A 12,502-nucleotide genomic window follows, 5' to 3' on the forward strand; every position below is an offset into this window, starting at 1 on the left:
CCGGCCGGGGAGACCGATTTCAGTAATTCCCGAGGGTGGCAGTGGCCAAACCGGGAAAGTCTGTAATCAGGCTATCTACGCCGAAGTCGGCGAGCCTGCGCATCAGCGCAGGTTCGTTGACCGTCCACACGGATACATGCAGGCCCTGGCGCTGGGCTTTTTCCAGACGCTCGGGGGTGCACAACGTCCAGTTCAACGCCAGAATCTCACAGCCGTAGTTCTGCGCGACCTTCAGCGGGTCGAGCCAGGCGTATTCGGCCACCAGGCCGCGTGACAGATCCGGGGTGAGTTCTACCGCGGCTTTCAGTACTTCCCGCGAACTTGAGGTCACGGTGACCTTGTCCATCAGGCCGAAACGTACGGCCATCTCACGAATTGCCAGTACGGTGGTGGCCGCGCGGGTGCGCGAAGCGCTTTTGACTTCCAGTTGCCAGTGATCGAAGTCGCATTTTTCGAACAGTTCTTCCAGGCGCGGGATCGGGCAAGGCGTGATCCAGCCAGGGCCGCCCTTGCGCGCGTCCATCTTCACCAGGTCCGCCGCCGAGTATTCGACGACTTTGCCGCGCCGGTCGGCGGTGCGCTTGAGGGTAGGGTCGTGGATGACCATCAACTCGCCGTCCATGGACAGGTGCAGATCCAGTTCACAACGGCGCACGCCGTGCTTGAGGCATTCCTGAAAGCTGGTCAGGGTGTTTTCCGGTGCTTCGCCTTTGGCACCGCGGTGGCCGTAAATCAGGGTCACAATTGCTCCTTTGCGCCAGCTGTCCTGGCGGGGTGAATAGGGATTCAGGTGTCTTGGGCGTCGCTTTGTTCCCGCGCCAGTCGGCGTTCCTGGGCTTGTTTTTGCAGGATATAGCGGGCGAGCAGTTGGCGTTGGGCGTCGGTCATGGATTCGAACTCGGTGCCGATGTCAAAACCTGCGCCCTTGGGATCGCAATGGGTCACTCGCGCACGCAGCAGCAGGCCGAGCGCCTGGGGCATCAGCACCAGCTTGACCGCCAGGTGTGCGCCGGGGACGAGCGGGGTGGGGTGCTGGAAGTCGATGCCGCCTTCGGAAATGATCACCGGCTGCGGCTCGCCAACCGCACTGCGCAGGCTTTGCGCCATGACCTGGCTGAGCAGGTCCAGGCGCTTGTTCTGCACTTTGAGGAAGGCGGCCAGGCTGCGATCTTTCTCGCTGATCTGGCGTAGCAGGTGTTGGGCTTCGAATTCGCTCAGGTGCAGTTCGCTGAGCAGATTGAACAGCGGTGACTCATCCTGCAACACTTCCTTGCTCGCTGCTTCAGGGGCGGACAGGTTTTTGATTTGAAGTGCGATCATGTCGTCGATACGGTAGTATTCGCGGCGCTCTTCTTCATCTAATGTCGACATGGCGAACCCCAGCTAGCGTTAATGGTCTGAGTGTAAAGCTGCTTACCAGACCCCGCCACCGGGACGTCTTCTTTTCCTCCGAACAAGCCCCGACATGTTCAGACCTCTCTTCGTATTTATCGGCACGCGTTATACCCGTGCAAAGCGTCGCAATCATTTTGTGTCGTTCATTTCCTTGACCTCGATGATCGGGCTCGCCTTGGGCGTGGTCGTGATGATCGTGGTGCTGTCGGTGATGAACGGCTTCGATCATGAAATGCGTACCCGCGTGCTGGGCATGGTGCCCCACGCGACCATCGAGGGCGACGCGCCCATCAGTGACTGGCAAAGCCTGGCCGACAAGGTCAAGCAGAACCCCAAGGTAGTGGCCGTCGCGCCGTTTACCCAGATGCAGGGGTTGCTGACCAATGACGGCAAGGTGCAGAAGATCCTGCTCAATGCCATCGATCCGGCCCAGGAGCGCAACGTCTCGATCATCGACAAGTTCATGTTGTCGGGCAAACTCGATGACCTGGCGCCGGGTGAATTCGGCATCGTGATCGGCGACAAGGCAGCGGCCAAGCTCGGCGTTAACCTGGGTGACAAGCTGACCTTCGTCGCCCCGGAAGTCACCGTGACCCCGGCAGGCATGTTCCCGCGCATGAAGCGCTTTACCGTGGTCGGCACCTTCCACGTCGGCGCCGGCGAGATCGACGGCTACCTTGGCTTGACCAACCTCACCGATCTGGCGCGCCTGCATCGCTGGAAGCCGGATCAGGTGCAGGGCCTGCGTCTCAAGTTCAACGACCTGTTCGACGCTCCGCGTACCTCGTGGGAAATCGCCCAGCACCTGGGTGAAAGCCAGTACTACGCCCGCGACTGGACGCGTACCCACGGCAACCTGTACCAGGCCATCCGCATGGAAAAAGCCATGATCGGCCTGCTGTTGCTGCTGATCGTCGCCGTGGCCGCGTTCAACATCATCTCCACGCTGGTGATGGTGGTGAACGACAAGAAGGGCGACATCGCCATCCTGCGCACCCTGGGCGCCACGCCCGGGCAGATCATGGCGATCTTCATGGTGCAGGGCACGGTGATCGGCGTGGTCGGCACCTTGATCGGTACCGCCGTCGGCATTTTGGCCGCGCTCAACGTCAGCGCCGCCATCGCCGGCCTTGAAACCTTGATCGGCCACAAATTCCTCAACGCCGACGTCTATTTCATCGATTACTTGCCGTCCCAGGTGCAGGCCCAGGACGTGTTGATGGTGGGCGGCGCCGCGTTGGTATTGAGCTTCCTTGCCACCCTGTATCCAGCCTGGCGCGCGGCACGTACCCAGCCAGCACAGGCCTTACGTTATGAGTGAATCGGGCATGAGTGAAAAAGCAATCTTGAGCTGCCGCAACCTGGGCAAGTCCTACGAGGAAGGCCCGGAGTCGGTGGTGGTGCTGTCGAACCTGCAGTTGGAACTGCATCCTGGCGAGCGCGTGGCGATTGTCGGCAGTTCCGGCTCCGGCAAAAGCACCCTGCTGAACCTGTTGGGCGGCCTCGATACGCCGTCCCAGGGCAGTGTCTGGCTGGCCGGCGAAGAACTCTCGGCCCTCGGTGAAAAGGCTCGTGGCCAACTGCGCAACCGTTCCCTCGGTTTTGTGTACCAGTTCCACCACCTGCTGCCGGAGTTTACCGCCCTGGAAAACGTGTGCATGCCGCTGCTGATTGGCAAGACCGCGATCCCGGAAGCCCGCCAGCGCGCCCAAGCCTTGTTGGAGCGCGTCGGCCTCGGCCATCGCCTGGAGCACAAGCCGGCCGAGCTGTCCGGTGGTGAGCGCCAGCGCGTGGCCATCGCCCGCGCCCTGGTGAACAACCCAGGCCTGGTGATGCTCGACGAGCCGACCGGCAACCTCGACTCCCACACCGCCCAGGGCATCAAGGACTTGATGCTGGAACTGAGCACCCAGATGCGCACCGCGTTCCTGGTGGTGACCCATGACATGAGCATGGCCCGCCAGATGGACCGTGTGCTGCACCTGCAGGAAGGTCATCTGGTCGCCATCTGACCTGTTTCAAGCCCGGTGTCCTACATCGGGTTTTCTATTTTTCCAACGGTGCCCGCGAATGTTCAGACCGTTATCGATTTTCATCGGCACGCGCTATACCCGCGCCAAGCGCCGCAACCGTTTTGTTTCGTTTATCTCGATGACCTCGATGATCGGCCTCGCCCTGGGCGTGCTGGCGATGATCGTGGTGTTGTCGGTAATGAACGGCTTTCAGCGTGAAATGAGCTCGCGCATCCTCGGCATGGTGCCCCACGCCACCATCGTCGGCGTGAACCCGATTGACGACTGGCAGCCGCTGGCTGCCGCTGCGATGAAGAATCCCGAGGTGACTGCCGCAGTACCGTTCACGCAAATGGACGGCATGTTCTCCTACAAGGGCGCCATGCAGCCGATTGAAATCAGCGGCGTCGACCCGGCCCAGGAAGGCAAGGTGTCTATCGTGGCCCAGCACATCGTGCAGGGCAAACTGGATGACCTGAAACCCGGCGAGTTCGGAGTGGTGGTCGGCGAAATCACCGCACGGCGCTTTCGCCTGAACGTGGGTGACAAGCTGACCCTGATCGTGCCGGAAATCAGCAGCGCGCCCGGCGGCATCACCCCGCGCATGCAGCGCTTGAATGTGGTCGGCATCTTCAAGGTCGGCGCCGAGCTGGATGGCTCCATGGCGTTGATCCACATGGCTGACGCGGCAGAAATCCAGCATTGGCAGCCGAACCAGGTGCAGAGCGTGCGCCTGGCGGTGAAGGACCTGTACGCCGCCCCCAAAGTCTCGGCCGATATTGCCGCTAGCCTGGGCGCGGCCTACAAGGCGGATGACTGGACCCACACCCAGGGCAGCCTGTTCAGCGCGATGAAGATGGAAAAGACCATGATCGGCTTGTTGCTGCTGATGATCGTCGCGGTGGCGGCGTTCAACATCATCGCGACCTTGATCATGGTGGTGAACGACAAGGGCGCCGACATCGCGATTCTGCGCACCATCGGTGCCACGCCACGCCAGATCATGGCGATCTTCATGGTGCAGGGCACGGTGATCGGCATCGTCGGCACGTTGATTGGCGGTGTGCTGGGGGTGATTGCGGCCCTGAACGTGAGTGAGCTGGTGGGCTGGGTCGAGCGGGTGACGGGGCAGCATATCTTCAGCTCAGACGTGTACTTCGTCAGTAACCTGCCCTCGGAGCTGCAAGGCGGCGATGTGCTGCTGATTTGTACGGCAGGGTTTGTGTTGAGCTTTTTGGCGACGCTGTACCCGGCGTATCGGGCGGCGAAGATTGAGCCGGCGCATGCCCTGAGATACTCGTAGTTTTTAAGACCGTCTTCGCGAGCAAGCCCGCTCCCACATTTTGAGTTGTGAATACATTCAAATGTGGGAGCGGGCTTGCTCGCGAAGCGGCCGGCACCGCCTGCATCAATCCGGCTGTGGCAGCTCAACCACAAACCTGGTCCACCCCGGCCCGGACTCACAGAAAATCCGCCCCCCATGCGCCCGCACAATCGACTGGGTAATCGCCAGCCCCAGCCCCGCATGCTCGCTGCTGCCCTCGCGCCGCGCCGGGTCAGCCCGGTAGAAGCGGTCAAACAGCTTTGGTAGCAACTGCGGTGCAATGCCTTCCCCGGTGTTCTCGACAGTCAGCCGCACCCCGTCCTCGATCCGTACCCGCACTTCTCCGCCTGTCGGGGTAAACCGCAGCGCGTTATCCAGCAGGTTCGACAGCGCCCGACGCAGCATCCCGCGATCCCCGGTGATGTGGGCCGTGCCTTCGCGCATCAGGCTGATCTGCGCGTCTTCCGCCAGCAACGCAAAAAACTCCAGCAGGGCATCCACTTCTTCCGCCAGTGCCAGCGGTTCGCGCCTGGGCATCAGCAAGCCGTGGTCCGCCTTGGCCAAATACAACATGTCGTTCACGAGCTGCGCCATCCATTGCAGCTCTTCCAGGTTGCTGTGCAGGGCCTCGCGATAATCCTCTAGCGGGCGTGGTTGGGTGAGGATGACCTGGGTCTGGGTCAGCAGGTTTGACAGCGGCGTGCGCAGTTCATGGGCGATGTCGGCGGAGAACGCCGAGAGGCGCTGGAACGCGTCGTCCAGGCGGCCGAGCATGGCATTGAAGGCTTGGGCCAACTCGGCCAGTTCCGCCGGCATTTGTTCCTGGGGCAGGCGCTGGGTCAGGGAGTGGGCGGAAACGCCCGCCGCCACTTCCCCCATGCGCCGCAGTGGCCGCAAGCCACTGCGTGCCGCCCATGCGCCGAGCAGTGCGGTGGCGAGTGCCGAAAGGCCGACGGTGAGCCAGATCAAATGCTGCATGCGTTGCAGGAAGTGCTGGTGGTGGGTGATGTCGAGCATCAGGCTCAGTTGCGCCGAGCCCGGTTGACCGGCGCTCAGCGGCGCGTTGTAGACACGGTAATCGGTGCCGGCGTGTTGCAGGCGATGCAGGCCCGGGGATTCGGGTAGCGTGACCCCCGGCGCACCATCAAACCAGCGTTGGCCGGCAGCGCTGATGCGCAGGGTCAGGTCGGGTTGGTGATCGAGTTCAGTGCGCAATTGCGCTTCGCGCTGGCTGAATAGCTGCGGCGTGTCGACCCCTTGCAAGGTACTGCGCAGGGCTCCCAGCCTGGTTTCGAGCAGTTGCTGGTCCAGTTCGATGAAGTGCGCCTCGCTGGCGCGGTTGAACAACACGCCGGCGAGCAACGAGACCACCGCCGTGCACGCGGCAAACAGCAGCGCCAGGCGGCTGGCCAGGGACAGGCGCTTGATCAATTGACACGCTCCTCCAGCACATAACCCATGCCGCGTACTGTGTGGATCAGTTTGTTGGGGAAGTTGTCGTCGACTTTCAGGCGCAGGCGGCGGATCGCCACTTCGATGATGTTGGTGTCGCTGTCGAAGTTCATGTCCCACACTTGTGAGGCAATCAGGGATTTTGGCAATACTTCGCCCTGGCGGCGCAGCAGCAGTTCCAGCAGGGAGAACTCCTTGGCGGTGAGGTCGATGCGCTGGCCATCCCGCTCGACGCGGCGGCGGATCAGGTCCAGGCGCAAGTCGGCCAGTTGCAGGGCGGTTTCCTGCGGCGAACTGCTACCGCGGCGCAGCAGGCTGCGTACCCGGGCCAGCAGTTCGGAAAAGGCGAAGGGTTTGACCAGATAATCGTCGGCACCGAGCTCCAGGCCATGCACGCGGTCTTCCACGGCGTCGCGAGCGGTGAGAAACAGCACCGGAATGTCCAGGCCGGCGCTGCGTACCGCTTGCAGGATTTGCCAGCCGTCGCGCCCCGGCAGCATCACGTCGAGGATTAGCAGATCATAGTCGCCGGTCAGTGCCAGGTGCTGGCCGCTGGTGCCGTCGGCCACCAGTTCGGTGGTGAAGCCGGCCTCGGCCAGGCCCTGGCGCAGGTAATGGCCGGTTTTCGGTTGGTCTTCGATAATCAGCAATTTCATGGGCGGCTCTTGGTTGCGGTGCACGAGGCGCTTTATACCGTGGGTTACGGGATCAGGGCGCAACCTGACAAAGTTGTAATCTAGCAGTCAGCTGGCTGGCAGCGGCCTCATCTTAGAGTGCTGTCCAAGCGGGTTACACATTTTTGGAGAGTTGAGATGGCATTGCGTACACCCCTGTTGTTGGCAGGTTGCCTGTTGGTGGCGAGTTTTGGTGCGATGGCGGATGCGGCACATACCTTTGCCTTCGGCCACGCGGCCCCGGCCGAGCAGGCCACGCGTACCGTGGAAGTGACCCTGCAGGACATTGCTTTTTCGCCCAAGTCACTGGACGTGAAGGCCGGTGAGACCGTGCGCTTTGTCCTGGTGAATAAAGGCCAGTTGCTGCACGAATTCAACCTGGGCGATGCGGCGATGCATGCCCAGCATCAGAAGGAAATGTTGCAGATGCAGGCCAGCGGCATGCTCACCGCCACTGGCATGGGCAAGATGGATCACAGCGCCATGGGCCATGGCGCAATGATGAAGCATGATGATCCCAACAGCGTGTTGGTCGAGCCCGGCAAAACCGCCGAGTTGACGTGGACGTTCACCCAGTCCACGGGCCTGGAGTTTGCTTGCAACCTGCCAGGGCATTATCAGGCGGGCATGGTTGGCAAGCTGAACGTCGAGTAGGCCGCAAAGGCGGGGGCAAAGGCTGGTAGACTGGCGGCGTTTATTTAGCCAGGTTTCCGCCATGCATCCCGCAGCCGAACATTCGCCGCTGGGCAAGTCCAGTGAATACATTTCCACCTACACCCCGTCGTTGTTGTTCCCGATCCCTCGCGCCGCCAAATGGGCCGAGCTGGGCCTGAGTGCCGAGACCCTGCCATACAAAGGCGTGGATTTCTGGAACTGCTTCGAACTGTCCTGGCTGCTGCCGTCGGGCAAGCCGGTGGTGGCCATCGGTGAGTTCAGCATCCCGGCTGACTCGCCGAATATCATTGAGTCCAAGTCCTTCAAGCTGTACCTCAACTCGTTGAACCAGACCGCGTTTGCCGATACGGCAAGCCTGGAAGCGACCTTGCGTACCGACCTCGGCGCCGCCGCCGGCAAGCCGGTGAGCGTGCGCATCCGCAGCCTGGCCGAGATCGAGGCCGAAGGCGTGATGGCGTTGCCCGGTGTGTGCATTGATGAGTTGGACATCAGCGTCAGCAACTACGAACACCCACGCCCGGAGCTGCTGCGTTGCGATCAATCGCGGATTGTCGAGGAGAGCGTGCACAGCCACCTGCTCAAATCCAACTGCCCGGTGACCAGCCAGCCCGATTGGGGCAGTGTGGTGGTCGAATACCGTGGTCGCGCGTTGGACCACGCGAGCTTGCTGGAATATATCGTGAGCTTTCGCCAGCACTCTGACTTCCATGAGCAGTGCGTGGAGCGCATCTTCCTGGATTTGCAGCGCTTGCTGAAGCCGGAAAAACTGACCGTGTATGCGCGGTATGTTCGCAGGGGCGGGTTGGATATCAACCCGTATCGCAGTACTGAGGATGTGGCGTTCCAGAACGTGCGCCTGGCGCGTCAGTAAAACCGGAAAACGTCACTCTTCAGGAGTGGCGGGAGTGGTTCCTCCCGCCACTTTCTTATCCACGCCTAATGTGCGTGGATAGACGGCGTTTCGTGGGTATCAGTATGTGATTTCCACTGTCGGTATTTTGTCGACAATTGAGGAATATCCTTTTTGCTCGTCTGTAGACCCACTGGCGCTGCGCGAAATTGACCATGAAGGCTTATGTTCTTTCTCTTTCACAGCCTCTTGCTGCCTTGCATCTATCTCGTTCTGCTGATAATCCTGTTGGCTTGGTCGAAAAGCTGGCGATGTGCTCGATACGGCATTCATTATTGGTAAAAACTCCAAAGTTAATTGAAAGGACCATTCCTCTCACAACCTGAGTGGAAAGCTCCGCGGTTTGGGTTCCCGTCGATGATGAAATTTCCCGCAAAAGCGACGCTATGATTCTACAAAAGGGAAGGCGTATTTCTGAGCAAAAAAAAGCCGACGCCCGCTTAGGCATCGGTTTTCAATTGTTTGCCGAGAGGGACCCGCGCAAATGCAGCTCTGATAGATGTTGATTTTCAGGTGCTATGCCGTCAGATCCCGATATTGTCCAAGGTGACCATGATATTGCGCAAGGTCCCGGAAATTCGCCGCTGGGCAAGTCCAGTGAATACATCTCCACCTACACCCCGTCGTTGCTGTTCCCGATCCCTCGCGCCGCCAAATGGGCCGAGCTGGGGCTGAGTGCCGAGACCCTGCCATACAAAGGCGTGGATTTCTGGAACTGCTTCGAACTGTCCTGGCTGCTGCCGTCGGGCAAGCCGGTGAGCGTGCGCATCCGCAGCCTGGCCGAGATCGAGGCGAAGGCGTGATGGCGTTGCCCGGTGTGTGCATTGATGAGTTGGACATCAGCGTCAGCAACTACGAACCCCCACGCCCGGAGCTGCTGCGTTGCGATCAATCGCGGATTGTCGAGGAGAGCGTGCACAGCCACCTGCTCAAATCCAACAGCCCGGTGACCAGCCAGCCCGATTGGGGCAGTGTGGTGGTCGAATACCCGGGGCGCGCGTTGGACCACGCGAGCTTGCTGGAATATATCGTGAGCTTTCGCCAGCACTCTGACTTCCATGAGCAGTGCGTGGAGCGCATCTTCCTGGATTTGCAGCGCTTGCTGAAGCCGGAAAAACTGACCGTGTATGCGCGGTATGTTCGCAGGGGCGGGTTGGATATCAACCCGTATCGCAGTACTGAGGATGTGGCGTTCCAGAACGTGCGCCTGGCGCGTCAGTAAAACCGGAAAACGTCACTCTTCAGGAGTGGCGGGAGTGGTTCCTCCCGCCACTTTCTTATCCACGCCTAATGTGCGTGGATAGACGGCGTTTCGTGGGTATCAGTATGTGATTTTCTGTTCAGGGCCAGCTTCTGAGAAATATATACCATTCTCGTCTGTAGCCCCAGAGGCGCTGCGCGTAATTGCCTGTGAAGGCTTATGTTCTTTATCTTTCACACGCTCTTGCGGCCCTGCATCTATCTCGTTCTGCTGATAATCCTGTTGGCTTGGTCGAAAAGCTGGCGATGTGCTCGATACGGCATTCATTATTGGTAAAAACTCCAAAGTTAATTGAAAGGACCATTCCTCTCACAACCTGAGTGGAAAGCTCCGCGGTTTGGGTTCCCGTCGATGATGAAATTTCCCGCAAAAGCGACGCTATGATTCTACAAAAGGGAAGGCGTATTTCTGAGCAAAAAAAAGCCGACGCCCGCTTAGGCATCGGTTTTCAATTGTTTGCCGAGAGGGACCCGCGCAAATGCAGCTCTGATAGATGTTGATTTTCAGGTGCTATGCCGTCAGATCCCGATATTGCCCAAGGTGACCATGATATTGCGCAAGGTCCCGGAAATTCGCCGCTGGGCAAGTCCAGTGAATACATCTCCACCTACACCCCGTCGTTGTTGTTCCCGATCCCTCGCGCCGCCAAATGGGCCGAGCTGGGCCTGAGTGCCGAGACCCTGCCATACAAAGGCGTGGATTTCTGGAACTGCTTCGAACTGTCCTGGCTGCTGCCGTCGGGCAAGCCGGTGAGCGTGCGCATCCGCAGCCTGGCCGAGATCGAGGCCGAAGGCGTGATGGCGTTGCCCGGTCTGTGCATTGAAGAGTTGGACATCAGCGTCAGCAACTACGAACACCCACGCCCGGAGCTGCTGCGTTGCGATCAATCGCGGATTGTCGAGGAGGGCGTGCACAGCCACCTGCTCAAATCCAACTGCCCGGTGACCAGCCAGCCCGATTGGGGCAGTGTGGTGGTCGAATACCGGGGGCGCGCGTTGGATCACGCGAGCTTGCTGAAGCCGGAAAAACTGACCGTGTATGCGCGGTATGTTCGCAGGGGCGGGTTGGATATCAACCCGTATCGCAGTACTGAGGATGTGGCGTTCCAGAACGTGCGCCTGGCGCGTCAGTAAAACCGGAAAACGTCACTCTTCAGGAGTGGCGGGAGTGGTTCCTCCCGCCACTTTCTTATCCACGCCTAATGTGCGTGGATAGACGGCGTTTCGTGGGTATCAGTATGTGATTTGCATTTTCTCCATGTCGTCGCCAACTGTGAAACGTCGACCATTCTCGTCTGAAGCCTCACCAGCGCTGCGCGAAATTGAGTATGAAGGCCCAGGTCCTTTAGCCTCTTGCGGCCCTGTATCTATCTCGTTCTGCTGATAATACTGTTGGCTTGGTTGAAAAACTGGCGATGTGCTCGATACGGCATTCATTATAGGTAAAACTTCCAAAGTTAATTGAAAGGACCATTCCTCTCACAACCTGAGTGGAAAGCTCCGCGGTTTGGGTTCCCGTCGATGATGAAATTTCCCGCAAAAGCGACGCTATGATTCTACAAAAGGGAAGGCGTATTTCTGAGCAAAAAAAAGCCGACGCCCGCTTAGGCATCGGTTTTCAATTGTTTGCCGAGAGGGATCCGCGCAAATGCAGCTCTGATAGATGTTGATTTTCAGGTGCTGTGCCGTCAGATCCCGATATTGCCCAAGGTGACCATGATATTGCGCAAGGTCCCGGAAATCACCGGGTGCTCAGCGTCGAACTCAATGGCCGCTTGATTCACATCATCGGAAATACTCGGTGTCTGGGTGGCCGGCTCAAGTTCAAGTTGTAATTCGAACTTGGCAATCAAGGCTTGCAATGCTGTACGTTTTTCTTCCGACAGCGGCGGTTCCTGTTCCAACTGCCCGCGCAGGATTTCGACCTGTTCTTCCAGTTTTTTGCGATCAGGCATGACGTGTTTCCTTTTATCGATAGGCACTGACATAGACCACGGCACGCCGAGAAAGGTCTACGGGCTGACCTGTAGATTAATCCACTGGCGCCAACCGTGCATGATCCGTGTCAGGGCTTCTCGCCTTTTAGTTGGCGCAGGCTGATGTCGGCCAGGCAGGTGCCGAGTTCGCCCAGGTGGTCGATCACCGAGTGCACGCCCAGCCCGTACAGGGCCACGGTGGCCTTGCCGCGCTTGTGCTCGCGCTCTTGCTCGCTCAATGCCTGCCATTGTGTCGGGGCCATGCCGCACAGCGAGCCGCAGGATGCCAGGCCAATCGTCCACAGGCCGGCGTTGAGCCCCGATTGCAGCAAGCGCGGTTCGCCGCTGATCAGCACACAGCCTTCCAGGCGTTCGATGTTCAGTTCCATCAAGGCTTGCCAGCAGGCGTGAGGCGCAGGCCAACGGATGGCAGAGGGCGATGCGGCTTTCAGCCAGCCCGGCAATACGGCGGCCAGTGGCGTGGTGACGGAAGCGGGCAGTTCATCCAGCCAAGCGCAGGGCACGCCTTGTTCATGCAGGCTGCGCAGTATGCTCAGGGCGCCCGGCGTGGCGTGGGAGCCCGGCGAGGGCGAATCGGTACGTGCCTGGGAACCGAAGTCCACCAGGCAGCCACTCAGGCCGAACAATACAGCGGTCAAGGCAGGCGCGCTGGCGATGGCAATCTCGGCGTGAGGCATGTCGACATCCCTGAAATAGCTCTGACGCTATCGGCATAGGATGACAAGTGGATGACACAGGGCTTCAATTGTAGGAATTTTGTGCATTTTAGACAGGACGTTTCCCCGACTGCTGCGTAAATGGAC

General features: G+C 59.7%; 12 protein-coding genes and 1 pseudogene. 7 read left to right on the forward strand and 6 right to left on the reverse strand.

Annotated features, from left to right (window positions below; translation table 11 throughout):
• Nucleotides 1–19: 19 nt before the first annotated feature.
• Both IB241_RS12175 and IB241_RS12180 read right to left on the reverse strand, forming a co-directional pair.
• On the reverse strand, nt 20–742 hold the full coding sequence (locus IB241_RS12175) for a glycerophosphodiester phosphodiesterase (protein WP_192298635.1): 723 nt from the start codon (nt 740–742) through the stop codon (nt 20–22).
• Between the two features lie 44 nt (nt 743–786).
• Nucleotides 787–1,371 carry a PilZ domain-containing protein gene (locus IB241_RS12180; RefSeq protein ID WP_192298636.1) on the reverse strand — a complete coding sequence of 195 codons (585 nt, stop codon included), beginning with the start codon at nt 1,369–1,371 and terminating at the stop codon, nt 787–789.
• Nucleotides 1,372–1,465: 94 nt separating this feature from the next.
• On the opposite strand from IB241_RS12180, the gene IB241_RS12185 reads away from it, so the two are divergent.
• The 3 genes from IB241_RS12185 to IB241_RS12195 are packed head-to-tail and all read left to right on the forward strand — an operon-like array spanning nt 1,466 to nt 4,710.
• Nucleotides 1,466–2,716, forward strand: a complete 1,251-nt coding sequence (locus IB241_RS12185; protein ID WP_192298637.1) for a lipoprotein-releasing ABC transporter permease subunit — start codon at nt 1,466–1,468, stop codon at nt 2,714–2,716.
• Nucleotides 2,717–2,723: 7 nt separating this feature from the next.
• The gene (gene lolD / locus IB241_RS12190) at nt 2,724–3,407 is read left to right on the forward strand and encodes a lipoprotein-releasing ABC transporter ATP-binding protein LolD (RefSeq protein ID WP_003218941.1); all 684 of its coding nucleotides are present in this window, start codon (nt 2,724–2,726) and stop codon (nt 3,405–3,407) included.
• A 58-nt stretch (nt 3,408–3,465) separates the two neighbouring features.
• Complete coding sequence (locus tag IB241_RS12195) at nt 3,466–4,710, forward strand: lipoprotein-releasing ABC transporter permease subunit (RefSeq protein ID WP_192298638.1); 1,245 nt, start codon at nt 3,466–3,468, stop codon at nt 4,708–4,710.
• 105 nt (nt 4,711–4,815) lie between these two features.
• Here IB241_RS12195 and IB241_RS12200 read toward each other — a convergent pair whose 3' ends face one another.
• Nucleotides 4,816–6,162, reverse strand: a complete 1,347-nt coding sequence (locus tag IB241_RS12200) for a heavy metal sensor histidine kinase (RefSeq protein ID WP_192298639.1) — start codon at nt 6,160–6,162, stop codon at nt 4,816–4,818.
• Nucleotides 6,159–6,839, reverse strand: a complete 681-nt coding sequence (locus IB241_RS12205) for a heavy metal response regulator transcription factor (protein WP_192298640.1) — start codon at nt 6,837–6,839, stop codon at nt 6,159–6,161. Before IB241_RS12205 ends, IB241_RS12200 begins: the two co-directional genes overlap by 4 nt.
• 156 nt (nt 6,840–6,995) lie before the next feature.
• Here IB241_RS12205 and IB241_RS12210 point away from each other — a divergent pair, with 156 nt between their 5' ends.
• From IB241_RS12210 to IB241_RS12225, 4 genes and pseudogenes are all read left to right on the forward strand, one after another.
• Complete coding sequence (locus tag IB241_RS12210; protein WP_192298641.1) at nt 6,996–7,511, forward strand: plastocyanin/azurin family copper-binding protein; 516 nt, start codon at nt 6,996–6,998, stop codon at nt 7,509–7,511.
• A gap of 61 nt (nt 7,512–7,572) precedes the next feature.
• The gene (gene queF / locus IB241_RS12215; protein WP_192298642.1) at nt 7,573–8,403 is read left to right on the forward strand and encodes an NADPH-dependent 7-cyano-7-deazaguanine reductase QueF; all 831 of its coding nucleotides are present in this window, start codon (nt 7,573–7,575) and stop codon (nt 8,401–8,403) included.
• Between the two features lie 557 nt (nt 8,404–8,960).
• Nucleotides 8,961–9,664: pseudogene (locus tag IB241_RS12220) on the forward strand (NADPH-dependent 7-cyano-7-deazaguanine reductase QueF).
• A 551-nt stretch (nt 9,665–10,215) separates the two neighbouring features.
• Nucleotides 10,216–10,836: a hypothetical protein gene (locus tag IB241_RS12225; protein ID WP_192298643.1), complete on the forward strand. Its 621-nt coding sequence runs from the start codon at nt 10,216–10,218 to the stop codon at nt 10,834–10,836.
• A 554-nt stretch (nt 10,837–11,390) separates the two neighbouring features.
• Here IB241_RS12225 and IB241_RS12230 read toward each other — a convergent pair.
• Complete coding sequence (locus IB241_RS12230; protein ID WP_192298644.1) at nt 11,391–11,657, reverse strand: DUF4404 family protein; 267 nt, start codon at nt 11,655–11,657, stop codon at nt 11,391–11,393.
• 110 nt (nt 11,658–11,767) lie between these two features.
• A complete protein-coding gene (locus tag IB241_RS12235) occupies nt 11,768–12,376 on the reverse strand; it encodes an HAD family phosphatase (protein ID WP_192298645.1) in 609 nt (202 codons plus the stop codon).
• Nucleotides 12,377–12,502 lie beyond the last annotated feature (126 nt).

This window comes from Pseudomonas sp. PDM05 (assembly GCF_014851685.1).
Taxonomy (GTDB): Bacteria; Pseudomonadota; Gammaproteobacteria; order Pseudomonadales; family Pseudomonadaceae; genus Aquipseudomonas.